Genomic DNA, 22,735 nt, shown 5'->3' on the forward strand with positions numbered 1-22,735 from the left:
AACCGTTTCAGGCGAGCCGTTCCAGCAGGATGGTCGGAGCGTCGTGGTAGGTGGTCCGCACCACTTCCCGGTAACCGCATTTCGTCGCAACGTTCAGCGAGGCGGCGTTTTCCGGGTCGATGATGCAGACGGTCTTCGCAGGCCCGAACGTCTCTTCGCCCCATGCCAGGATGCGGCCAACCACCTCGGTGGCAAAGCCTGCGCCATGAACGGCCGGAGCGAGCGCCCACCCAGCCTCGGGAATGCCTTCAATCGACGGCTCCATATCGCGCTTCAGATCGTGAAAACCGGCCTCGCCGATGAAACGGCCCGTCGCCTTCTCCTCGATCGCCCAAAAACCGTAGCCGAGCAGCGACCACAGGCCGGCATGACGCAGGAAGCGCATCCAGCTTTCTTCGCGCGTGCGCGGCTTGCCACCGATAAAGCGGGTGACGACGGGATCGGTCCACATCGTCGCATAGGCGTCGAAATCTCCCAGCCGGTGTGCCCGCAGGATGGTTCGCTGCGTCTCGATGACAGGGGCGCTGGTTGCTTGCGGATTGTTCATGGGATCTGCCTTGCTTGTCTCCCGGCGCGTAGCAAATTGCCCGGGCCTGGCAAGGGCCAAGGCAGGGCATGTCATCTTCCAGACGAGAAATTGTTCTCAGCCGCGCCAGGCCATGTTCATGGAGACGCCGCCTGCAGCTCGTCCAGCATCTGGTCGAGTCACTTCCTGCCTGGTACCCGGCCTTTGGCGCGGCCGATCCAGCCGAGATTCTTCTGGTAATCCGGCCGTGCCTCATAAGCCGTCATCAAACCGCGCTTTGTCAGGACAGCGCGGCCATCATCGGGCATCGGGTTTAGGGCGCGTTTCAATGCGGTCATCCGCGGAACTTTCAGGTTGTCAGGAACTGTCGTCAATGACGCTCACGGCCAGGTCGAAAGCGAGCTCGCGAGTGGGAATTTTGCGGAACGATGCTACCCTTCGCAAGGTGACTGGTTCAGCTTGGCCGGTCTCAGTGCCTGCCAACAAGGAAAATGCATGGACACCACCGATCTCGTGCTTGCCATCATCCACCATCTGCTGGTGTTTTCCCTGGCAGGGATCATCGGCGCCGAATTCGTGCTGATCCGCGGCGATCTGGCCGCCGCCACGCTCAAGCGGCTCGCCGGCATCGACCGTCACTATGGCATCATCGCAACGCTGATCATCATCGTCGGCATCGGCCGTGTCTTCTATGGCCTCAAGGGTTGGGAATTCTACGTCTACAACTGGGTGTTCTGGGCCAAGATCGCGGCGTTTGGCATCGTTGGCCTGCTGTCGATCATCCCGACTATACGTTTCATTTCCTGGAACCGGCAGGCAGGCGCCGACCCCTCGTTCCTGGTGCCGGCGGCTGAGCTTGCTTCGGTGAAGACCTATATCCGTGCCGAGGCGTTCATCTTCCTGCTGATCCCGGTCTTCGCGGCGGCGATGGCAAGGGGCTACGGCTACCTAGAATAGAGCGGAGGAACGGCAGAGAATCGCAGTTTGCCATTCGAGGCCGATTGCAATCTGCTAGCTTGCGCTAGTTGTTGCTCTATCCGCAGCCGGTGTTGGGAGAACGCCGCGCGCGGTTGGAGATTATGCCCTGGGAGGAGATCACGATGAGAAAACTAGTCGCCGCTCTGGCTGCCGCTGCGGCCATCACGCTTTATCCGTTCGCAGCGGGCGCACAGACCTATCCTGAACGAACCATCACCGTTGTGGTACCGTTTGCCGCCGGCGGCCCGACCGACACCGTCACGCGCCTTGTCGCGGAAGCCATGTCGAAGGATCTCGGTCAGCAGGTCATCGTCGAGAATGTCGGCGGCGCCGGCGGCACGCTTGGCGCGGGCCGCGTCGCCAACGCCGAGCCGGACGGCTACACGCTGCTCCTCCACCACATCGGCATGGCGACAAGCGCAACGCTATACAGAAAGCTCGCCTACGACACGCTGAACGCCTTCGACTATGTCGGCCTCGTCACCGAGGTGCCGATGACCATCGTCGGCCGCAAGGACCTCGAGCCGACCGATTTGAAGGGGCTGGTCGACTATGCCAAGGCCAACAAGGATAGCCTCACCGTCGCCAATGCCGGGATAGGTGCGGCCTCGCATCTGTGCGGCATGCTGTTCATGAGCGCCATCGGCACACCGCTGGTCACCGTGCCCTACAAGGGCACCGGCCCGGCCATGACCGATCTTCTTGGCGGTCAGGTCGACATCATGTGCGACCAGACGACCAACACCACCAAGCAGATCCAGGGCGGCACGATCAAGGCCTATGCCGTCACCTCGCCGGAACGCCTCGATGTCCTGAAGGACGTCCCGACGGCGACGGAAGCGGGCCTTCCTCAGGTGCAGGTCGGCATCTGGCACGGCGTCTATGCACCCAAGGGCACACCGACCGAGATCACCGAACGCCTGTCGAAATCGCTTCAGGTCGCGCTGAAGGACCAGAACGTCGTGGCCCGCTTCGCCGAACTTGGCACCAAGCCGTCACCCGAAGCCGACGCGACGCCAGCGGCGCTGAAGGCCAAGCTGGAAGGTGAGATCACGCGTTGGAAGCCGATCATCGAAGCCGCCGGTCAGTACGCCGATTGAGGGCTTCAAACGGGGCGCTGCCAGCGCTCCGTTTTTGCTTCGGCGCCCGTTTTCGCATGCAACGGCGCGCCCGCGGCCCGGGCCTGGGAGGATGTCATGAAACCGTTCGCAATCGACAGGACCAACGCCACATGCGCCGCACTGTTCATCGGCTTCGGCGCGTGTTTCGCGCTGCAGTCGCTCGGCCTCGAAATCGGCACCGCCTTTCGCATGGGACCAGGATATTTTCCCCTGGTCCTGGCGATCGTGCTGATCCTGCTGGGCGCCATCATCCTCATCCAGGCAGTTCGCTTCGATAGCAGCGAGCCAATCGGGCACATTGCGTGGCGCGGCATGCTGCTCATCCTCCCTGCTCCGATCTTCTTCGGCCTGACGGTGCGCGGCCTCGGCTTTATCCCGTCGATCTTCCTGACGGCGCTGATCGCGTCGTTTGCCAGCAGTCGCATGAAGCCGCTGACCGCGCTCGCGCTGTCGGCCGGCCTGACGTTGTTTGCATTCCTCGTCTTCAGCTACGCGCTCGGCCTGCCGTTCCGGCGCTTCGGGCCATGGTTGCCATTATGAGGAGATGAACATGGAACTCCTCGGCAACCTCGCGCTCGGCTTTTCGACGGCCACATCGTTGGCAAACCTCGGTTTCTGCCTGATCGGCGTCCTTCTCGGCACGCTGATCGGCGTCTTGCCCGGCATCGGCGCCACCGCAACCATCGCCATGCTGTTGCCGATAACCTTCCAGATTGGCGACCCGGTTTCCTCCCTCATAATGCTCGCCGGCATCTATTACGGCGCGCAATATGGCGGCTCGACCACCGCCATTCTCATCAACATGCCCGGCGAATCCTCGTCGGCCGTCACCGCAATCGACGGCTACCAGATGGCTAAGAACGGCCGCGCCGGGGCGGCACTCGCGATCGCGGCCATCGGCTCGTTCTTTGCCGGCACGGTGTCTACCTTCCTCGTCGCCATCTTTGCCCCGCCACTGACGGCGATGGCGCTGAAATTCGGTGCGGCCGAATATTTTTCGCTGATGATCGTCGGCCTCGTCTCGTCCGTCGCGCTCGCCCACGGCTCGATTGTCAAGGCGCTGGCGATGGTCGTGCTCGGCCTGCTGCTCGGCATTGTCGGCACCGACATCTACACCGGCACGCCGCGCTTCACGCTCGGCATCCGCGAGTATGCCGACGGGCTGAATTTCGTTGCGGTGGCGGTCGGCGTCTTTGGCGTGGCCGAGATACTGCGCAACCTCGAAAACGAGGACGAGCGCTCGGTGCTCATCCGAAAGGTCACCGGCCTTATGCCGACCCGCGAGGACTTTCGGCGCATGGCAGCGCCCATCGTGCGCGGAACGATCATCGGTTCGGCGCTCGGCATCCTGCCGGGAGGCGGTGCGATCCTTGCAGCCTTTGCCTCCTACACAGTCGAAAAGCGCATCTCGAAAAATCCGGGGGAGTTCGGCAAGGGCGCCATCGAAGGCGTCGCCGGACCGGAATCGGCCAACAATGCCGGCGCGCAGACCTCTTTCATCCCGATGCTGACGCTCGGCATTCCGGCCAACCCGGTGATGGCGCTGATGATCGGCGCGATGATCATCCAGGGCATCGTGCCCGGCCCCAATGTCGCGACCGAACAGCGGGCGCTGTTTTGGGGCATTATCGCCTCGATGTGGATCGGCAATCTGATGCTGATCGTCCTGAACCTGCCGCTGATCGGGCTTTGGGTGAAGCTGCTGACGATCCCCTATTACGTGCTCTTCCCGATCATCATGGCGTTCTGCTCGATCGGCGTCTACAGCGTCAACAGCAACGTCTACGACCTCTACGCCGTCGCCTTCTTCGGTTTCCTCGGCTACCTCCTGACCAAGTTGCGCTGCGAACCGGCCCCGCTGCTGCTCGGCTTCGTGCTCGGCCCGCTGCTCGAGGAAAACCTCCGCCGCGCCATGATACTCGCGCGCGGCGACCCGAGCACCTTCGTGACGAGACCGATCAGCGCCAGCCTGCTGCTCATCGCGCTCGCCGTGCTCGTCATCGTCTTCCTGCCCGCGGTCAAGAAGAAGCGCGAGGAGGTGTTTGTGGAGGAGAATTAAGGTGTTGAATCGAGCGGCGCGAGCGCAACCAGCGGTGCCGGCACATCGGTCGTCTTCTCCTCGGCCTTGCAGATATCGGCGATGACGCAGGCCGGGCAATCCGGCTTGCGCGCCTTGCAGACATAGCGGCCATGCAGGATCAGCCAGTGATGCGCGTGGCGCATGTATTCGTCCGGGATGATCTTCAACAACCCTTGCTCGACCTGCTCCGGCGTCTTGCCGGGCGCCAGCCCGAGCCGGTTGCCGATGCGGAAAATGTGGGTGTCGACCGCCATCGTGTGCTGGCCGAAGGCCATGTTGAGCACGACATTGGCGGTCTTGCGCCCGACACCCGGCAGCTTGACCAACTGATCGCGGTCGTCGGGCACGTCGCCGCCGTGGTCGCGGATCAGCGCCTCCGACAGCGCAATGACGTTCTTGGCCTTGTTGCGCCAGAGCCCGATGGTTCTGATATGGTCGCCGACCTTGGCTTCACCCAGCGCCAGCATCTTTTGCGGCGTGTCGGCCACCTTGAACAGCGCTCGCGTCGCCTTGTTGACGCCGGCATCGGTCGCTTGCGCCGACAGCACTACCGCCACCAGCAGCGTGAAGGCGTTGACATGTTCGAGCTCGCCCTTCGGTTCGGGCCGCTGGACGGAAAAGCGCCGGAACATCTCGTGCACTTCGGCAGCACTGTAGCGCGAACCGGACCTCACCGGCCGCGGGCGCGGCTTGGCGTTCGAGCCGTCGCGCCGGCCAGGCAAAAGTTCATTTTTGGGTGCGCTGGATTTTTTTGACTTGGGGCTCGCCATTCCCTTCCTATAATATCCCGCCATGAGCGACACAAACGCCTCATTTCAGGCCGACGAGCCATTTTTTCACGCCCTGCTGACCCCGCACCGGTCGCTGGGCAGGACAGGCTTCTGCATCCTGATGGGCGCGCTGCTGTTCGGCTGGCTGGTGACGGGCGCATTTTTCCTGTCGCGCGGCGCCTGGCCGGTGTTCGGCTTCTTCGGCCTCGACGTGATCGCCGTCTACATAGCCTTCCGCGCCAACTACCGTGCCGCCCGCGCCCGCGAGGAAGTGTCGGTTTCGCGCACCAGCCTCGACATTCGCAAGACTGCCCCCTCGGGAAAATCGGAAGCGCATCGCTTCAACCCGTTCTGGGCACGGTTTTCGGTCGCCCGTCATGCCGAGATCGGCATCACCAGGATGACGGTGGAAGGACAGGGCCAGAACGTGCCGATCGGCGGCTTCCTCAATCCCGACGACCGCGAGAGTTTTGCGACAGCCTTTTCGCGCGCTTTGGCGACCGCCAAGGCGCGCTGAACCAGCGCTTCAGAAGCGGTAGCGCAACAGCCTGCCAACCTTGCGCAGCGCCGGAATGTGTATCCACAGGCGGATGAACAGTTTTGCGAACCAGCCCATGCGGGCGGCATGCTCGGGCTTGTAGGCCGAGATGTCCTCGACGAACCGCAACTTCGGAACAGCCAACTCCAAATCGTGCGGATCCTCGATGTTCCAATAGACCTTGGCGCCCGTCGCCTTGAAGGACGGGTTGAGGCGCAGCAGCTTCAGGCCGAAACGGCTGTAGGCGTCGAACATCAGCTCGCCGCTGGCAAGATGCGAGACAAGCCGCGCAAACAGGCGTGGCCCCTCGTCGGCCGGGAGATAGGGCGTCAGTCCCTCCGCCACCACTATGGCCGGGCGATTGCGGGGCACTTCACCCAGCCAATCCGGTTTGGTCACCGACGAAGCGACCATATGGTAACAGTCGCGGGACGGGTAAAGCTTGCGCCTGAGTTCGATGACTTCCGGGTAGTCGACATCGAACCAGTCAACGCCTTGGGGCGGGTCGACACGGAAGATGCGCGTATCGAGCCCGCAACCCAGATGCAGCACGATGGCGTCGGGATTTCTGGCGAGAAAGTCCTGAACGCGGACGTCCAGCGTCTTTGCCCTGATCGCCAGGCCGACGCCGAGATTGTCGTCGACCTTGAGCCTGGAGAAATCATAGTCGATGTTGCGAACCGCCTCGGCGGCGAAGTCATCCCTGAGCAGCGAGTCCGGCAACCTGCTCTCCAACGCCTTGCCGTAGAGCGTCAACAGCAAGGTCTCCTTTTCGCCGGTCAGATGCACTTTCTCGCCAGCCATGCGCGACACCTTGCTCAAACACCGAGGTAGAGCCCCATCCCGATCGCATCGGGTTGGGACAGGCTCTCGAAACCCCGAGTCTATCTGGGCATGCGCCGCAAGAAGGCAAGTTTCGGGTGGCGATCGACGCCCCAAGGGGCGATATTCCAGCTCAAGGAGACAGTTCCATGAGCACACAGACAGCGGTCCTCAAAAAGGAAATCACGCCCGAAGGCAGTGACTACGAAATCGTGCGCCGCGCCATCGAGAAGATCAGCCTCGACTATCGCGACCAGCCATCGCTGGAGGAACTGGCCGAGGAGGTCGGCGAGACGCCGACCGGCCTGCAGAAGCTTTTCACCCGCTGGGCCGGCCTGTCGCCAAAAGCCTTCCTGCAGGCGGTGACACTGGACCATGCCCGCAGACTGCTCGATTCCGGCATGCCGCTGCTCGAAACCTCGTTCGAGCTGGGTATGTCCGGCCCGGGCCGGCTGCATGATCTCTTCGTCACCCATGAGGCGATGTCGCCGGGCGACTACAAGACCCGCGGCGCCGGGCTGACCATCCGCTACGGCTACCATCCCTCGCCGTTCGGCACCGCCCTGATCATGGTCACCGACCGCGGGCTTGCCGGCCTCGCCTTCAATGATCCGGGCGAGGAACGCGCCGCCTTCGCCGACATGTCCAGCCGCTGGCCGAACGCCATCTATGTCGAGGACATGGCCGCGACCGGGCCCTATGCCGCGCGCATCTTCGACCCGACGCTGTGGCGCCCCGACCAGCCGCTGCATGTCGTCATGATCGGCACCGACTTCCAGGTTCGCGTGTGGGAGGCGCTGCTCAAGATTCCGATGGGCAAGGCCAGCACCTATTCATCGATCGCCGCCAGCATCGGCGCACCGAGCGCCAGCCGCGCGGTTGGAGCCGCCAACGGCGCCAACCCGCTCTCTTTCGTGGTTCCCTGCCACCGCGCCATCGGCAAGTCGGGCGACCTCACCGGCTATCACTGGGGCTTGACCCGCAAGCGGGCCATCCTGGGCTGGGAGGCAGGGCAAGTGTCGTCGTGAATGTCGATTTTCCAGTTGCCCCTGGCAGAATCTATGAATATCAGACCTACTAAGTATAAGTGCGATTATTGTATCGTATTTTCTTAATTGCAACCAAAGGCAACCTCTGGTTTGCCCGATTGTTATTTTCATCAATTATTTAAGTTAACTCTAAATTAACTACGATAAAGTGATGATGACCCATATTAATTCGGGCGATCCGACTTGATAGGAGGTCTCGATGATGTTGTTTCGCGCCACCTTTGGCGCAGCTCTGCTGGTTACCTGTCTTGACCAGACCGCATTGGCCACAACGCAAAATGTCATTTTCAATGGCACGATCACCGCAACCTGCACACTTTTGATCGCCACCAACGGCACGATGACGGTGAGCCCCGATCTCCAGTCGCTAAGCTCACACAACAGTGGTGGCTTGGCCGGAACGGTCACGCTGACGACGACCGGAGGTGTGTCGCTCAGCGTAGATCCGGTCACCACCACCACGGCGCCGGCTGCCGATGTGACGGCCACCACCTGGACGCCGACCTATTCCGCCAGCGGCGCCCACACGGTCGCCGAGACGGGCTCAGCCACCAGCCTGACCGCTCCCGGCGCGTCGCTTATCTCGGTCAACCTCGCCGGCACCAAGGGGGGCAGCAACCGCTTCGCCTCCGGAAACTATCAGGCAACGGTGACGGTGCGCTGCGAATAGCTCTCGGAAGGAGGGGTCCTTGACACATGCTCGAACCTTGGCGACGGCGCTGGCCGTCGGCCTGATGCCTATAGCCGCCGTGGCCCAGTCGATGTCGCCGATGCGAGGCGAGGTCAACAGCTTCACCGACGTCTTCGCGGTCCGTGTTTTTCCGGCCAATCCCTACGACCAGAAGATCAGGGTCGAAATCCACGTCTACGATCAGGATTTTCAGCCCGTGGAAGCCAGGATTTCGCCGAGTGTCTTCCAACTGGCTTCCCAGGCCTCCCGTCCTGTCCTTGTGGTCGTGCCGTTTGCCGGCGCCGCCGAGCGTAAAGTGCGTATCTGTACCGAAAGCATCCCCTTTCCCAATCAGCAGACCCAGATAAAGGCACAGATATGCGGAAAGTTTTTGGGCACCGCAAGTCCTGACAGTCGCGCTCGCGGCGATGTCGACGGGGATCTCGCCGGTTCTGGCCGAGGATGTCTACAATCTCAATCAGAATGAGAGCGGCTTCAACCTGCCCGGCGTGACCTTGCCGCAGGGGCAGGATGAGGTCCACGCTTCCGACGGCACCACCTGCCGTTCCGCCGTATCGGGCACCGGCGCCTATGTCGACCTCGGCGTCATCAGAGGCAACAACCAGTCGAACAATGACGTCGCCACCTACGGCCGCGTGGTGATTCCGATCGGGCGTTCGCCGAAACGCGTCGACTGCAGCCGCCTCTACGAGCTTGAGGTCGAGCGCCTGCAACTGGAGCTGAAACTCCTCAAAATGGGGCTCGGTGCCGACGGCCAGACGGCGAGCGTGGCCGCCAGCACTCCCGCTCCTGCGGCCGCATCACCCGGATGGGCCAACGAAGGCTGGAGCATCAGGACCGGAAATGGCAATGGCAAGAAAAAGAAGAAATAACCGCGCGCTGCTTGCGACGGCAGCACTTGCCGGGTTCTGCCTTCCGGTGCAAGCGGCGATCATCGGCACCTGCACCATCATGGTCGGAGCGTCGGGAACGATGAAGGCAAATCCCGCCATCAGCATACTGGGCTCCAAACAGGCAGGCGGATCGAGCGCCAGCGCCACCATCGTGGCAAGCTCCCTGCTGTGCTCCGTGCTCAACTTGCTGGACTGCTATTCCGTTTCGGCGCCAGCGCCTGCCGCGTTCTCGTCCGCGCCGAGCGGCGGCGGCACCAACGTGACCTTCGCCTCGGTCTTCCGTCTCGATGGCTCGGGAGTCGACATCAACGGAAGTGTGCCGCAGAGGGTTATCAATGGTACCCATCCCATGCAGGTCGACCTGACCGCCACCAAGTCGAGCGGTCTCTTTCCCGCCGGCAACTATCAAGGCACGGTCACCGTGCGCTGTGAATAAGCACAAATCGATCTGGACCATTCGCGTGGTCTGGCAAGCCGCGGCCTTACGGGTTAGCTTCCCGCGCGATTGGAACGACCCGCGTTCGCCCGGACGCATAGAGGACGCTCCAACATTTGGATCTGTCCTGGCAGGAGGCCTTGCTTGATTATTGTTGTCGGCTCGATCAACCTCGATCTGATCGCCAATGTCGATCGCTTGCCGAGCCCCGGCGAAACGGTAGGCGGCTCGAGCTTTGTCACGGCGCCCGGCGGCAAAGGCGCCAACCAAGCGCTGGCGGCGGCACGCGCCGGCGCCTCGGTGCGCATGGTCGGCGCCGTTGGCAAGGACAGCTTCGCCGCCGAGGCGCTGGCATTGTTGCGCGACGGCATGGTCGACCTGTCCGGGGTCGCCGAAACTTTCGCGTCGACGGGGACGGCGCTGATCATGGTTGGCGACGACGGCGAGAACATCATCGCGGTGGTGCCGGGCGCCAACGCTTCCGTGTTGCCCGGCGATCTCTCGAAAGCCTTCCTGAAAAAGGGCGATGTCGTACTCCTCCAGCATGAGATTCCGCTGGCGACCGTCGAAGCCGCGCTCGACCAGGCAAGAGCGGCCGGCGCCATCACGGTGCTCAACACCGCTCCTTTCCAGGGCGAAGCAGCGGCCTTTCTCGGCAAGGCCGACTATGCCGTCGCCAACGAAACCGAGTTCGACCTCTATGGCGAGGCGCTGTCGCTGAAAGGCCGCGACCGGGCGGCGCGCATGCGCGACTATGCCGGGAAAACCGGCCGAACCATCGTCGTCACGCTCGGCGGCGACGGCGTTATGGCGGCGACCCCAAGCGATTTCCTGACCGTTCCGGCAATGAAGATCACCCCTGTCGACACAGTCGGCGCCGGCGACACGTTCTGCGGTTATTTCGCCGCCGGCTTGTCGTCAGGCCTCGCGCTCGACAAGGCGCTGGCACGCGCCGGCGCGGCCGGCTCGCTCGCCTGCGTGAAGCCGGGCGCCCAGCCGGCGATTCCGCTGGCCAAGGATGTCGACCAGGCGTTGCAGGAAATCCGTTGAGATGCAGCGCCCCCGGACGAAACATGCCGTGGCGCCGGCGGGCGACATCTGCCGCCTGTCCGCGGTCGCACTTGCCGACGCGATCCGCCAAAAGGAACTTTCCGTCCGCGAGGTGGTGACGGCATTCCTCGACCGCATCGAGGCGGTCAACCCGCTGGTCAATGCCATCGTCTCCTTGCGCGACCGCGGCGACATCCTGCGTGAGGCCGACGCTGCCGATGCCCGGCGGCAGGCAGGTGTCGAAACCGGTCCGCTCTTCGGCCTGCCGATCGCCATCAAGGACCTCGCCTCGACGAAGGGTCTCAGGACCTCGCTAGGCTCGCCGATCTTCGCCGATTTCCTGCCGCAGCACGACGATTTCTTCGTCGAGCGTATCCGCGATGCCGGCGCCATCATCATCGGCAAGACCAATGTCCCCGAATTCGGTCTTGGCTCCAACACCTACAACACCGTGTTCGGGCCGACGCTGAACGCCTTCGACCCGGCCCTCACCGCCGGCGGCTCGAGCGGCGGCGCGGCGGTGGCGCTGGCGCTCGACATGTTGCCTGTCGCCGATGGCAGCGACTTCGGCGGCTCGCTGCGCAATCCGGCAGCCTGGAACAATGTTTTTGGCTTCCGCACGTCGCAAGGGCTTGTCCCCGGCGGACCGGACGTTGAAGTCTTTCATGCACAGATGGGCGTCGACGGGCCTATGGGCCGCAACGTCCGCGACATGGCATTGCTGCTCGATGTGCAGGCGGGCTATCACCCGCACGCGCCATTGTCCTATGAGAAACCGGGTTCGTTCCTCGAAGGGCTTGCAATAGCGACGACCGGCGGCCGCATCGCCTGGTTCGGCGATCTCGGCGGTCATCTGCCGGTCGAAGCCGGCATCCTCGACCTCTGCGAGGCCGCGCTCGGCCGGTTCGCGGATGCATCCTTCCCCTGCGAACCGCTGTTGCCAGATTTCGATTTCGAAGCGCTGTGGCAGGCTTTCGTGACGCTGCGCCAGGCCAGCAGCGGCTGTGCGCTCAAGCTCCACTACGACGATCCCTCGAAGCGCGGCCTGCTGAAGCCGGAAGCCATCTGGGAAGTGGAGAACGCGATGCTGCTGACGGCACCGCAGATCCGTGCGGCTTCGGTCATCCGCACGTCCTGGCATCGCGCGCTGCTGTCGATCTTCGACCGCTTCGACCTCATCGCGCTGCCGACCGCGCAGGTCTTCCCTTTCGATGTCGGCACCCACTGGCCGCGCGAGGTCGCGGGACGCGGGATGGACAGCTATCACCGCTGGATGCAGGTTTCCGCATTTGCCACTCTGGGCGGCTGTCCGGCGGTCAACGTGCCGGTTGGCTTCGACGACAAGCGCCGACCAATGGGCATGCAGCTGATCGGGAGGCCGCGCGACGACCTCGCCGTGCTGAAGGCGGCGGCGGCCTATGAGGCGACGCTGCCCTGGCGGGCCGGCGCCTGAAGCGGATGCATTGGCGTATCGAGACGCTTCGCGTACCGGCTTGCACCGGCGGCGCTGCCATGCATTGATTATCGCCAGTTGCGCCGCATCGACGGCATTCCAAGGGAAAAATCATGTCGCTGGAACTCTACGCCGCCTATGTCCTCGCTTGCATCGTCATCATCCTGGTGCCGGGCCCAACGGTCACGCTGATCATCGCCAACAGCATCCGCCATGGCTCCCGCGCCGGTCTTGCCAATGTCGCCGGTACGCAGGCCGGACTCGCCGTCATGATCGCCATCGTCGGCATCGGCCTCAACACGCTGATCTCGGGCATGGGCCACTGGTTCGAGTGGGTGCGGCTGATCGGCGCCGCCTATCTGATCTGGATGGGCGTGCAGATGTTCCGTTCCAAGGGAACGCTGAACGCCGACGGAACGGCCAGGAAACCGCACGGCGGCTTCTTCCTCCAGGGCCTGCTGGTGGCGCTCAGCAATCCCAAGACGCTGGTGTTCTTCGGCGCCTTCTTCCCGCAGTTCATCGCGCCTCAAGGCAACTACTCGCTGCAGATCGTGGTCATGGGCCTCACCGCCATGATCTTCGCAGCCATCTCGGATTCGACCTATGCACTCGCCGCCGGCCGGGCCGGGCGTCTGTTGTCGGCCAGCCGTATCAAGCTCATGTCCAGGATCAGCGGCAGCTTCCTGGTTGGCGGCGGCCTGTGGCTGGCATTTTCGCGGTCGAAGTAGGACACCCCTTCCCTCGCCCCGTTTACGGGGAGAGGGTGGTCGCGAAGCGATCGGGTGAGGGGCGGCGCCGGAGCTGCAAGCAGAATGTCAACGCCTGCGCCGCCCCTCATCCGCCTGCCGGCACCTTCTCCCCGTAAACGGGGAGAAGGAAGCTTTAAAGCCGCCCCAACCTCTCGACCAGCAGCGCGAAGAAGCCATCATGGTCGATGTCGCGCATCACCATGGCGTTCTTCGGCCGCTTGGTCACGCCCCACCAGTCGATCACGGTCATTCCCATGGTCAGTTCCGAGGTGGTTTCCACGCTGACATTGCAGTTGCGGCCCTTGAACAGGTCCGGCTTCAACAGATAGGCGATGACACAGGGGTCATGCAGCGGTCCGCCATCGGTGCCGTACTTCTCCTCGTCGAAGCGCTCGAAGAATTCCAGCATGTCGGCGGTCGCGGTGCCGACCTTGGTGCCGAGCTCGCGGAAGGTCTGCGTGCGCTTTGCGGTGGTCAGCGCCTTGTGGGTGACGTCAAGCGGCATCATCACGATCGGAATGCCGGATTTGAGCACGACGTCGGCCGCTTGCGGATCGACATAGATGTTGAATTCGGCGGACGGCGTGACATTGCCGCCTTCGAAGAAGCCGCCGCCCATCAGCACGATTTCCTTGATGCGCGGGGCGATGCGCGGTTCGCGGATCAGCGCCAGCGCAATGTTGGTGAGGGGCCCGAGCGGGCAAAGCGTGATGGTGCCGCTGTCTTCCGTCATCAGCGTCTCGACGATGAAATCGACCGCGTACTGGTCCTGCAGCTTCATCGTCGGCTCCGGCAGTTGCGGTCCGTTGAGACCGGTCTTGCCATGCACTTCCTCGGCGGTGACCAGTTCGCGCATCAACGGTCGGATGGCGCCGGCATAGACCTTGATGTCCGGCCGGCCGGCCAGCTCACAGATCTTGCGGGCATTCTTTTCGGTAAGCTTCAGCGGCACGTTGCCGGCAACGGCGGTGATGCCGACGATCTCCAGTTCGGAGCTGCCGAGCGCCAGCAAAATGGCGACGGCGTCATCCTGGCCGGGATCCGTGTCGATGATGATCTTGCGTGATTGAGGCATTTCAATTCCTTGTTTGGCGAGGCCATGGACTTGGATGAATCATCCGAGGGCGCCGAAACGGCGGCGAGCTGCCATGTCGAACCGCTCCGCCGGGGAAGACAATCCCGACCTGCGCGCTTCTCCATGCATCCGCTCGCCGTTTCAAGCGCCATGTCGATCATTCCTGTGAGTCCACGACCTGGTCTTTTTGGGCGGGTCTTTTGACGGCTTGAACTTGGTCGCGGGGCGGACCATATCAAGACCACCGGGAAAAATGCCATCTGGGTTTTTCCACTTTATGTCGCTCTTGAGAGGACAGTGTAACATGAGCCGAATGACGCCCTTTTCCAGCCCGCTTCTCCTTGGTTTCGACGCCATGGAAAAGACCCTGGAACGCCTGGCGAAGTCCGGTGACAGCTACCCTCCCTACAACATCGAACGCCTCAGCGGCGCCGACGGCAAGACCGAAAGGTTGCGCATAACATTGGCGGTCGCCGGTTTCGCCGAAAGCGATCTCGATGTCACCACGGAGGAAAACCAGCTGGTCGTGCGCGGCCGTCAGACCGACGATACCGAGCGCGAATTTCTTCATCGCGGCATCGCCGCGCGCCAGTTCCAGCGCTGTTTCGTGCTGGCCGACGGCATGCGGGTGATCGCGGCGGAACTGAAGAATGGCCTTTTGTCGATCGATCTCGATCGGCCGGAGTCCGAACGGCTGGTACGGAAAATAAACATATCGGTGAAAGACTGATCTTTACCGATGGCTCTCATGCGGGATGGCCTTGAGCGGCGTCCTCGCGCCAAGGAGGCTTTGAAATGACCAGAACTGACGAAAATCTCACCATGACCAGCGGCGAATTCGCCCATCTCGGCGAGGGCTCGGTCGCCTATCTGCGCAAGGTCTCGAGCGACGAATTGCTCGGCCGTTTCCCGAACCTCGGTGAAATCGCTCCCGGTATGGAACTGTGGGCGCTGTTTGCCGCCAATGGCCAGCCGATCCTGCTCTCGGATGCGCGCGACCGCGCGCTGGCCGGCGCCATGGAAAACGACCTGACCACGGTCGCCATTCACTGAGCCCGGCGCCGCCCGGCGAATGGCTGGGCTCAAACGCACAGGGCCGCCCACGGCGGCCCTTGAGTGTCGTCCAATCCAGAAAATGTCAGGCCGCGTGCGAGGCTTGCGTATCCGACAAAAGCGCGTGAATTGCCGCGGCGTCGCGCGTACCCCTGATCTTGGCCACCGTGTCGGCGTCGCGCAGCACCCGCGCGATGCGCGACAAGGCCTTGAGATGGTCGGCGCCCGCCCCTTCCGGCGCCAGCAGCAGAAACACCAGATCGACCGGCTGATCGTCCAGCGACTCGAAGTCGACCGGCGTCTCCAGCCGCGCGAAAACCCCGGCGATGCGTTTCACGCCGGCCAGCTTTCCATGCGGAATGGCGATGCCGTTGCCGACGCCGGTCGAGCCCAGCCGTTCACGCTGCAGGATGGTGTCGAACACTTCCCGTTCCGGAATGCCGGAAATCGCCGCTGCCCGTTCGGACAGCAATTGCAACAGCTGCTTCTTGGAGTTCGCCTTCAACGCCGGCAGTATCGCCGGAACGTTGATAAGATCGCTCAGATCCATGCTTGAAAATCCCTTGTTCGCCTGCCGTCACCAGCCCTCACCCCTCGTGCGGCCGGCTTTTATCCCTGTGCGACCTTGGTCGTGGACGGGTCGATCCAGCCGATGTTTCCATCGGGCCGGCGATAGACGATGTTGAGATGGTCGTTTCCGGCGTTGCGGAAGACGAAGACCGGGCTGTCCTTCGTGTCGAGTTCGATGACCGCCGACGCCACCGACATGGTCTTCAGCGTCATGGTTGATTCGGCGACGATGGCCGGGGCGAAATTCTCCGGAATGTCCTCGTCGTCATCGGCCAGCGGCGCCATCACCGTGTAGGCGATGTCGGTCGGATCGCCGTTGGCGCTGCCCGAATTGTGCGATTTCAGCCGACGCTTGTAGCGCCTCAGCCGGGTTTCCAGACGATCCGCCGCGGCCTCGAAGGCCAATGTCGGATCCTGGGCATCGCCGGTGGCCTGCAGCGAAGCGCCGGAATCGAGCCGGATCATGCAATCCGCCGAATAGCGCGAACCTGATTTGATGACCGTGACGTGTCCGGCAAAGCCGCGATCGAAATATTTGCCGATCGCTTCGCCGACGCGATCGTTGATGCGTGTGCGGAACGCATCGCCGATATCCATGTGTTTTCCCGATATGCGCAGATTCATCTGAAAACTGACCTTCCTTGCTCAGGCTTCAAACTGGCCCGAGTTTATACTCGTGGTCCGTGCGCACAAGCTTTGCGGCGTCACTCGCGCCGATTTTAAATCCGAACTTTCCGGTTGATCACAAGCCGCCCTTTGACCGTCCCGAGGCCAACGTCGTGACGGACCATCCGCATGCAGGCATGTAGCCCGTCTCATGCGGGCGGGCTTCTAGCCACTTCACCGCGGCTTGTCAATGAAGTGCTGGCCTGTGGAAAATCGAACCGTGTCAGCGCCCGGCGCTGGCCAGTGCCCGTTTCTCGCGCCGGCGCTGCACCGAGGAGGGAATATTCATGCCTTCCCGGTACTTGGCGACGGTGCGCCTGGCAATGTCGACGCCACTCTCCCGCAGCATGTCGACGATCGCATCGTCGGAAAGCACGTCGGCTGGCTTTTCCTCGTCGATCAGCTGCTTGATGCGGTCACGCACGGATTCCGAGGAATGCGCATCGCCGCCACCCGACGCGGCGATCGAGGCGGTAAAAAAGTAACGCAGCTCGAACACGCCGCGCGGCGTCAGCATGTATTTGTTCGCTGTGACCCGGCTGACCGTCGATTCGTGCATGCCGATGGCGTCGGCGACCGTGCGCAGGTTGAGCGGCTTCAGCTGGCGCACGCCATTGACGAGGAAGGCATCCTGCTGGCGAACGATTTCCGAGGCGACCTTGAGGATGGTCTTTGCCCGCTGGTCGAGGCTGCGCGTCAGCCAGTTGGCGTTTTGCAGGCATTCGGCCAGGAAATCCTTTTCCGCCTGGTTCTTCGCCTGCGGCGAGACCTGGGCGAAATAGATATGGTCGACCAGCACGCGCGGCAGCGTTTCGGCGTTGAGCTCGACGGTCCAGCTGCCGTCATTGGCGGCACGCACCTCGACATCGGCAACGATCGCGTCGCTGGCTCCGCCTGAAAACGCCATGCCGGGCCGAGGATCGAGTGCCCGGATCTCGGCCAGCATGTCGAGCAGATCCTCCTCGTCGACACCGCAGATCCGTTTCAGCGCATGGAAATCACGCCGTGCCAGCAGTTCGAGATTGGCGACCAGCGCCTTCATTGCCGGATCGAGCCGATCCCGCACGGCGAGCTGCAGCGACAGGCATTCGGCAAGGTCGCGGGCAAACAGGCCGGCCGGCTCAAAAGTCTGGCACACCGCCAGCGCCTTTCGTACCGCGGCAACCTCGGTGCCGAGACGGGCTGCGATCTCGGCCAGGTCGGCGCGCAAATAGCCGGCCTCGTCGAGGCCGTCGGCCAGGTCGGCGGCGATCAGCCGTGCCGCCGGATCGGCGAAGGCGAGCGCGACCTGTTCACCGACATGGTCGCGCAGCGTGATCGGCGCGGCCGCCATGTCGCCCGCGTCAAAACCCTCGGATGAGGAACTCACGCCATTGCCGGACGCCGACTTCCATTGCGCCGTCAGGTCGGGACCGAGCCGCTCGCTGGTCCCCGGATCGTCGGGAAACAGGTTTTCCAGCGACGTATCGAGCTTGTCCGAGATCGCCTCGGCGCTCCACTGCGTCTCGTTTTCGAACCAGTCGCCGTCGGCGGCGGCTTGCGGCTCCGCCTCGATCTTCTGCGCCTGGTCGCTGGCGGCATCCTCCTGCGGTTCGGCACGCTCCAGCAGCGGGTTGCGCTCGATCTCCTCGTCGATGAAATGCTCGAGTTCGCCATGGGTGAACTGCAGCAGCCGAATCGACTGCATCAGCTGCGGCGTCATCACCAGCGACTGCGATTGTCGTAGCTGTAGTTTCGCCGCCAACGCCATTGTCTGGTTTCAAACGCCTCGTCTACGCATCCGGGCTTCCGGACAGGAATTTTTGCAGCCGGTCATAGAAACTGGCCCAGCTTTTGCTTGTCAAGGCAAAAGCTAGCAAAACTCGCTTACCGGAGCGTTATCGGGCAACAAGATCGGAGAAAATGGGTGGGCCGAGCCCCAAAAATCGTGTCAGGAAACAAATTTCACGCTCAGAGCGTAAAACCCTCGCCGAGGTAGAGCCGCCGGACATCCGGATTTGCCACCACTTCGTCGGCCCGGCCATGGGTCAGCACCTGACCGGCATGGATGATGTAGGCGCGGTCGATCAGGCCGAGCGTTTCGCGCACATTGTGATCGGTGATGAGGACGCCGATGCCGCGCGCCGTCAGATGACGCACCAATTGCTGGATATCGGCGACGGCGATCGGATCGATGCCGGCAAAAGGCTCGTCGAGCAGCATGTAGGCCGGACGCGTCGCCAGCGCACGCGCGATTTCCAGGCGCCGCCGCTCGCCGCCGGAAAGCGACATGGACGGCGCCTTGCGCAGATGGCTGATGTGGAATTCCTCGAGCAGTTCGTCGAGATTGCGCTCGCGCTCCTTGCGGCTCTTTTCGACCACTTCGAGCACGGCGCGGATGTTCTGCTCGACGCTCAGGCCGCGAAAGATCGAGGCCTCCTGCGGCAGGTAGCCGATGCCGAGACGCGCACGGCGGTACATCGGCATCGAGGTGACGTCGAAGCCGTCGATCTCGATCGTGCCCTCATCCACCGGCACCAGGCCGGTGACCATGTAGAAGCAGGTCGTCTTGCCGGCGCCGTTGGGGCCGAGCAGCCCGACGGCCTCGCCGGCGCGCACGCCGATGGTGACGCCGCTGACGACCTTGCGGCCCTTGTAGCTCTTGGTCAGACCCTTGGCGATCAGGGTCCCCTTGAACTTTCCCTTATCGGCGGTCACCGTGGCCGGCGCCGAAAGCTTGCCGGCGGCCCGTCCCGGAAGACGCGCCGTCAGCGACGACAGGCTGACCATCAGGGGTTCGCCGCTCCCGATTTCGGCGGCGGGGTGATCGACATCTGGACACGTTGCCCAGCGCATGGATCAACCTGGGCCAACCCGGTTTTCATCTGCACGACGAGCTTGCAGCCGACCAGGACGTTGTCGTTTTGCGACAGAACGACCTTTTTGCCTGACAGCACCAGAACCTGGCTCTTCATGTCGAAGCTGCCTTGATCGCCGGTCGCGACTTGCGCATCCGACTTGATGTAAACCTTGTCGGAGATTTCCAAATGATCGATGTTGGCCGAGCCGGTCATTGCCGCACCCGCGGCTTCCGTGCCTTTGGCGGCGGCGTTTGGATCCTTGACATAATAGACCGTCATCTTGCCGGCCTTCATCAATGTCGGCCCCTGGACGACGCTGACATTGCCGGTGAAGATGGCGACATTGTCGGCCTGGCGGACCTCCAACTTGTCGCTTTCGATCTGGATCGGCTTGTCGCCCGACAGTTTGAGACCTGACTGGCTGGTCGACTGCGCCAATGACGGCACCAGTCCGAGCAGCAGCAACGCCGAAGTTGCAGCCGCGAGCCGCGTCGAACTACTGAGCCGCATTGGTTTCTCCGCTGTTTCCCTCTGCCGTTTTCAAGGCGGCGGAATCGATGTTGACGCGCACTTTGTTCTCGAAAACCAGAACCCTGCCATTGTCCTGGACCGACATCGAATCCGCCGTGATCCGCGACCCTTCACGGCTGACATCGACGGGATCTCCCGTCTTCATAGTGCCTTTGCCCATGTCGAGGAAGACCGATTTGAACTTGGCCTGCATGCCGTCGGTTGTGGTGATGGTAACGTCGCTGGTCAGGTTCATCGTGTTGCCGTTGCGATCGTAGGTGCCGCGCGAGGCCTTGATCGCCGCCACATTGTCGGGCCCAACCGGAACCTTGGCGTCGATGCCTTCCAGTTCGATGATCCCTTGCGTGCTGACATCCTGGATGGCGCGCAGCGCCGTCATCGAATAGGGCTGCTTCTGCTTGGTGAACCCGTTGAGCTTGGGATTGGCCATCACCAGCTTGCCGTTGGAAAAGGCAGTGCCTTCCGCCTGAACCGTCACGGAGACGGGCGCGGCGAGATAGGAATAGACCGGGAAAGCAATGGCGATCAGTGCCGCAGCCAGCGGCACGGCAAACTTGAGAACGCGCACGCGGCGCGAGTGACGTTGCGCGCGGTCGAAAGCATCGCCACGCATACGGCCGTCCGCCGGTGGGACCAACTCCGTCTCGTCGTTGGTCGATTCAATCGGTCGCGCTAACATTCACTGCTTTCTTCTAAACCCCTACCACCCTGGAAACACCGCCTATAGGTGGGACGCCCGCGCCTTCAAGCAAGCACAAGCCCATGAAAACTGCAAAAATGTGACGGCCGCTTTTGTACAGATGAAAACGAGATCTGCACAACTGCACGTTCTTCATTAGCAGAAACAGCCATGCGGCGTAAGATTTGTCATCTGTCGATCCCGCCGCCGAACCTCGCCGCGATTGCACAAATGCGTGAAGAGACCTGTGCCTGGAGAGGGGCGGATGTCCGCCGGGGCCCCCATCAACCGTGGATCCGGCACGGCCATTTCGATCCGCCGCGCGGATTGTCTCGTCGCGCCGGAAAGAGAATTGCTTCCAGATGGGCGGATCATGGTCTAGAAGCGTGTCTTCCCGCCGACTGAAAGGCTGACCATGGCACTGAGAGCCGACGACCTGATCGACCGCCGCCGACTGCGGCGCAAGCTGACGTTCTGGCGCGTTGCCGCCATCGGCATCGTGGCACTCGGGGTGATTGCGCTTTCAGCCTGGTTCTACGGCGACGACTTCACCGGCTCGGCCGTCGACCACATCGCCAAGGTCAGGATCGAAGGCACCATCACCGAGGACGAGGAACTGATCAAGCGGCTGGAAACCATTCGCCAGTCGTCGAAGGTGAAAGGCGTGATCCTGTCGATCGATTCGCCAGGCGGCACCACGGTCGGCGGTGAATCGATCTATGAAGAGGTGCGCAAGCTGGCCGCCGACAAGCCGGTGGTCGCCGAAGTCGGCACGCTCGCCGCGTCGGCGGGCTACATGATCGCCAGTGCCGCCGATCACATCGTTGCCCGCAAGACCTCGATCGTCGGTTCGATCGGCGTGCTGATCCAGTATCCGGATGTCAGCGGCCTCATGGACAAGCTCGGCGTCAAGCTGGAGGAAGTGAAATCCTCGCCGCTGAAAGCCTCGCCGTCTCCTTTCAAGCCGACCAATGACGACGAACGCGCCATGGTCCGCAAGCTCATCCTCGACAGCTACGACTGGTTCGTCGGCATCGTTGCCGAACGCCGCAAGATGACCCGCGAGCAAGCGCTGGCGCTCGCCGACGGCTCGATCTTCACCGGCCGCCAGGGCGTCGCCAACGGGCTGATCGACGCTGTCGGCGGCGAGACCGAAGCGGTCGGCTGGCTGGCGACCAAGGGGGTCGATGCCAAGCTCAAGGTGATCGAATGGAAAGACACGGAACGGCGCGGCGGCTTCTTGTTCTCGAAAGCGATGGCGCAAACGATCGGCAGCGCCCTCGGCCTGCCGGCCTACAGTGGCGATGTAATTCATGAACTGGGCGCCGACCGCTTGTTTCTTGACGGTCTCGTTTCCGTCTGGCACCCTTGAGATGCCGTTTGGGGCAAGTGAAAAAAGCAAATAAAATCATCCTCATAATTTTGACCACACTGCTTTCACGGGGACCCGTCTCATGATCAAGTCCGAACTTGTGCAGATTATTGCCACGCGTAATCCGCATCTTTTCCTGCGCGACGTCGAAAACATCGTCGGCGCGATCTTCGATGAGATCACCGACGCACTTGCCGAAGGCAATCGGGTCGAGCTGCGTGGCTTCGGCGCTTTTTCGGTGAAAAACCGTCCCGCCCGCACCGGCCGCAATCCGCGCACCGGTGAATCCGTCGAGGTCGAGGAAAAATGGGTGCCGTTCTTCAAGACCGGCAAGGAGCTGCGTGAAAGGCTGAACGGCGGCAAGTAGGCGCGGCGTCAGCGCCAGACGGCCTTTCGGCCAGCTTCCGACGGAAAACATCATGTTCAATCGCTTCATGCTCATCGTGGTCTTCGTGCCCCTGGCGGTCATCCTGATCGCGCTCGCCGTCGCCAACCGCGAACTGGTCGCCTTCACGCTGGACCCGTTCAATCCCGGCAATCCAAAGCTGACGCTGACCTTGCCGCTGTTCATCTTCCTGTTCCTGGCTCTCGCCGTCGGCATGGTCGTCGGCAGCCTGGCAACCTGGGTCAAGCAGGGCCGCTACCGCAAGCTGGCGCGCCAGCGCGGCGTCGAGGCCGAGAACCTGCGCCAGGCGGTCAGCCGCGCGCCGGCGGCGCCGCAAGGCACGGTCCCAGGGTCGGCCCAAGGATCAGCCTTGCCGAAACCGACCACTTGAACCGCCGGTCGGCGGTT

The 22,735-nt window shown here is 62.7% G+C and carries 28 protein-coding genes; 18 read left to right on the plus strand and 10 right to left on the minus strand.

Going from position 1 to position 22,735, the window contains the following annotated elements; all coding sequences use genetic code 11:
• Positions 1-7: 7 nt before the first annotated feature.
• Positions 8-547, minus strand: coding sequence for a GNAT family N-acetyltransferase (locus tag AC1D10_RS28610; RefSeq protein WP_477277881.1), 540 nt, complete (start codon positions 545-547; stop codon positions 8-10).
• 474 nt (positions 548-1,021) lie between these two features.
• Between AC1D10_RS28610 and AC1D10_RS28615 the strand changes: the two genes are divergently transcribed.
• The 4 genes from AC1D10_RS28615 to AC1D10_RS28630 all read left to right on the plus strand — a co-directional run bounded on the left by AC1D10_RS28615 (position 1,022) and on the right by AC1D10_RS28630 (position 4,684).
• Entirely contained in the window at positions 1,022-1,483 is a 462-nt protein-coding gene (locus tag AC1D10_RS28615) for a DUF2214 family protein (protein ID WP_477277883.1), read from the plus strand.
• Positions 1,484-1,626: 143 nt separating this feature from the next.
• Entirely contained in the window at positions 1,627-2,604 is a 978-nt protein-coding gene (locus AC1D10_RS28620) for a tripartite tricarboxylate transporter substrate-binding protein (RefSeq protein ID WP_477277885.1), read from the plus strand.
• 96 nt (positions 2,605-2,700) lie between these two features.
• On the plus strand, positions 2,701-3,165 hold the full coding sequence (locus AC1D10_RS28625) for a tripartite tricarboxylate transporter TctB family protein (protein ID WP_477277887.1): 465 nt from the start codon (positions 2,701-2,703) through the stop codon (positions 3,163-3,165).
• Positions 3,166-3,175: 10 nt separating this feature from the next.
• Positions 3,176-4,684 (plus strand): tripartite tricarboxylate transporter permease, encoded by a 1,509-nt coding sequence (locus AC1D10_RS28630; protein WP_477277889.1) that lies wholly within the window; start codon positions 3,176-3,178, stop codon positions 4,682-4,684.
• Here the strand turns inward: AC1D10_RS28630 and nth are convergent.
• On the minus strand, positions 4,681-5,475 hold the full coding sequence (gene nth / locus AC1D10_RS28635; RefSeq protein ID WP_477277891.1) for an endonuclease III: 795 nt from the start codon (positions 5,473-5,475) through the stop codon (positions 4,681-4,683). The two genes, AC1D10_RS28630 and nth, sit on opposite strands and share 4 nt — an antisense overlap.
• A gap of 22 nt (positions 5,476-5,497) precedes the next feature.
• Here nth and AC1D10_RS28640 point away from each other — a divergent pair, with 22 nt between their 5' ends.
• Positions 5,498-5,992, plus strand: a complete 495-nt coding sequence (locus tag AC1D10_RS28640) for a DUF2244 domain-containing protein (protein WP_477277893.1) — start codon at positions 5,498-5,500, stop codon at positions 5,990-5,992.
• 9 nt (positions 5,993-6,001) lie between these two features.
• Here the strand turns inward: AC1D10_RS28640 and AC1D10_RS28645 are convergent, their stop codons facing one another.
• On the minus strand, positions 6,002-6,817 hold the full coding sequence (locus AC1D10_RS28645) for a class I SAM-dependent methyltransferase (RefSeq protein ID WP_477277895.1): 816 nt from the start codon (positions 6,815-6,817) through the stop codon (positions 6,002-6,004).
• Positions 6,818-6,984: 167 nt separating this feature from the next.
• Between AC1D10_RS28645 and AC1D10_RS28650 the strand changes: the two genes are divergently transcribed.
• The 8 genes from AC1D10_RS28650 to AC1D10_RS28685 all read left to right on the plus strand — a co-directional run bounded on the left by AC1D10_RS28650 (position 6,985) and on the right by AC1D10_RS28685 (position 13,135).
• Positions 6,985-7,863: a methylated-DNA--[protein]-cysteine S-methyltransferase gene (locus tag AC1D10_RS28650; protein WP_477277897.1), complete on the plus strand. Its 879-nt coding sequence runs from the start codon at positions 6,985-6,987 to the stop codon at positions 7,861-7,863.
• A gap of 220 nt (positions 7,864-8,083) precedes the next feature.
• Positions 8,084-8,554 (plus strand): hypothetical protein, encoded by a 471-nt coding sequence (locus tag AC1D10_RS28655; protein ID WP_477277899.1) that lies wholly within the window; start codon positions 8,084-8,086, stop codon positions 8,552-8,554.
• A 37-nt stretch (positions 8,555-8,591) separates the two neighbouring features.
• Entirely contained in the window at positions 8,592-9,041 is a 450-nt protein-coding gene (locus AC1D10_RS28660; RefSeq protein WP_477277901.1) for a hypothetical protein, read from the plus strand.
• Positions 8,983-9,447, plus strand: a complete 465-nt coding sequence (locus tag AC1D10_RS28665; protein WP_477277903.1) for a hypothetical protein — start codon at positions 8,983-8,985, stop codon at positions 9,445-9,447. The genes AC1D10_RS28660 and AC1D10_RS28665 overlap by 59 nt, the downstream gene beginning before the upstream one ends.
• Positions 9,419-9,904: a hypothetical protein gene (locus AC1D10_RS28670; RefSeq protein ID WP_477277905.1), complete on the plus strand. Its 486-nt coding sequence runs from the start codon at positions 9,419-9,421 to the stop codon at positions 9,902-9,904. Before AC1D10_RS28665 ends, AC1D10_RS28670 begins: the two co-directional genes overlap by 29 nt.
• A gap of 144 nt (positions 9,905-10,048) precedes the next feature.
• Positions 10,049-10,954: a ribokinase gene (locus tag AC1D10_RS28675; protein ID WP_477277907.1), complete on the plus strand. Its 906-nt coding sequence runs from the start codon at positions 10,049-10,051 to the stop codon at positions 10,952-10,954.
• Position 10,955: 1 nt separating this feature from the next.
• Positions 10,956-12,407 (plus strand): amidase, encoded by a 1,452-nt coding sequence (locus AC1D10_RS28680; protein WP_477277909.1) that lies wholly within the window; start codon positions 10,956-10,958, stop codon positions 12,405-12,407.
• A 113-nt stretch (positions 12,408-12,520) separates the two neighbouring features.
• On the plus strand, positions 12,521-13,135 hold the full coding sequence (locus tag AC1D10_RS28685) for a LysE family translocator (protein ID WP_477277911.1): 615 nt from the start codon (positions 12,521-12,523) through the stop codon (positions 13,133-13,135).
• A gap of 154 nt (positions 13,136-13,289) precedes the next feature.
• Here AC1D10_RS28685 and AC1D10_RS28690 read toward each other — a convergent pair whose 3' ends face one another.
• A complete protein-coding gene (locus tag AC1D10_RS28690; RefSeq protein ID WP_477277913.1) occupies positions 13,290-14,231 on the minus strand; it encodes a nucleoside hydrolase in 942 nt (313 codons plus the stop codon).
• A 304-nt stretch (positions 14,232-14,535) separates the two neighbouring features.
• On the opposite strand from AC1D10_RS28690, the gene AC1D10_RS28695 reads away from it, so the two are divergent.
• Positions 14,536-14,961, plus strand: a complete 426-nt coding sequence (locus AC1D10_RS28695; protein ID WP_023760739.1) for an Hsp20 family protein — start codon at positions 14,536-14,538, stop codon at positions 14,959-14,961.
• 65 nt (positions 14,962-15,026) lie between these two features.
• Positions 15,027-15,284, plus strand: a complete 258-nt coding sequence (locus AC1D10_RS28700) for a BQ00720 family protein (RefSeq protein WP_095084707.1) — start codon at positions 15,027-15,029, stop codon at positions 15,282-15,284.
• A gap of 85 nt (positions 15,285-15,369) precedes the next feature.
• Here AC1D10_RS28700 and ptsN read toward each other — a convergent pair whose 3' ends face one another.
• The 6 genes from ptsN to lptC form a co-directional block, all read right to left on the minus strand.
• A complete protein-coding gene (gene ptsN, locus AC1D10_RS28705; RefSeq protein WP_013529589.1) occupies positions 15,370-15,834 on the minus strand; it encodes a PTS IIA-like nitrogen regulatory protein PtsN in 465 nt (154 codons plus the stop codon).
• A gap of 59 nt (positions 15,835-15,893) precedes the next feature.
• Entirely contained in the window at positions 15,894-16,478 is a 585-nt protein-coding gene (gene hpf / locus AC1D10_RS28710; RefSeq protein ID WP_477277916.1) for a ribosome hibernation-promoting factor, HPF/YfiA family, read from the minus strand.
• Positions 16,479-16,743: 265 nt separating this feature from the next.
• On the minus strand, positions 16,744-18,270 hold the full coding sequence (gene rpoN, locus AC1D10_RS28715) for an RNA polymerase factor sigma-54 (RefSeq protein WP_477277918.1): 1,527 nt from the start codon (positions 18,268-18,270) through the stop codon (positions 16,744-16,746).
• Positions 18,271-18,470: 200 nt separating this feature from the next.
• Entirely contained in the window at positions 18,471-19,289 is an 819-nt protein-coding gene (lptB, locus tag AC1D10_RS28720; protein ID WP_477277920.1) for an LPS export ABC transporter ATP-binding protein, read from the minus strand.
• Positions 19,289-19,870 carry an LptA/OstA family protein gene (locus AC1D10_RS28725; RefSeq protein ID WP_379102969.1) on the minus strand — a complete coding sequence of 194 codons (582 nt, stop codon included), beginning with the start codon at positions 19,868-19,870 and terminating at the stop codon, positions 19,289-19,291. Before AC1D10_RS28725 ends, lptB begins: the two co-directional genes overlap by 1 nt.
• Positions 19,857-20,570, minus strand: coding sequence for an LPS export ABC transporter periplasmic protein LptC (gene lptC, locus AC1D10_RS28730; RefSeq protein ID WP_477277922.1), 714 nt, complete (start codon positions 20,568-20,570; stop codon positions 19,857-19,859). The genes AC1D10_RS28725 and lptC overlap by 14 nt, the downstream gene beginning before the upstream one ends.
• 415 nt (positions 20,571-20,985) lie before the next feature.
• Between lptC and sppA the strand changes: the two genes are divergently transcribed.
• The 3 genes from sppA (at position 20,986) to AC1D10_RS28745 (ending at position 22,718) form a co-directional block, all read left to right on the plus strand.
• A complete protein-coding gene (gene sppA / locus AC1D10_RS28735; protein WP_477277924.1) occupies positions 20,986-21,942 on the plus strand; it encodes a signal peptide peptidase SppA in 957 nt (318 codons plus the stop codon).
• Positions 21,943-22,024: 82 nt separating this feature from the next.
• Positions 22,025-22,309, plus strand: coding sequence for an integration host factor subunit beta (locus AC1D10_RS28740; RefSeq protein ID WP_006200394.1), 285 nt, complete (start codon positions 22,025-22,027; stop codon positions 22,307-22,309).
• Between the two features lie 52 nt (positions 22,310-22,361).
• A complete protein-coding gene (locus AC1D10_RS28745) occupies positions 22,362-22,718 on the plus strand; it encodes a DUF1049 domain-containing protein (protein ID WP_477277926.1) in 357 nt (118 codons plus the stop codon).
• Positions 22,719-22,735: the final 17 nt, after the last annotated feature.

The organism is Mesorhizobium sp. P2_A8 (assembly GCF_056404935.1).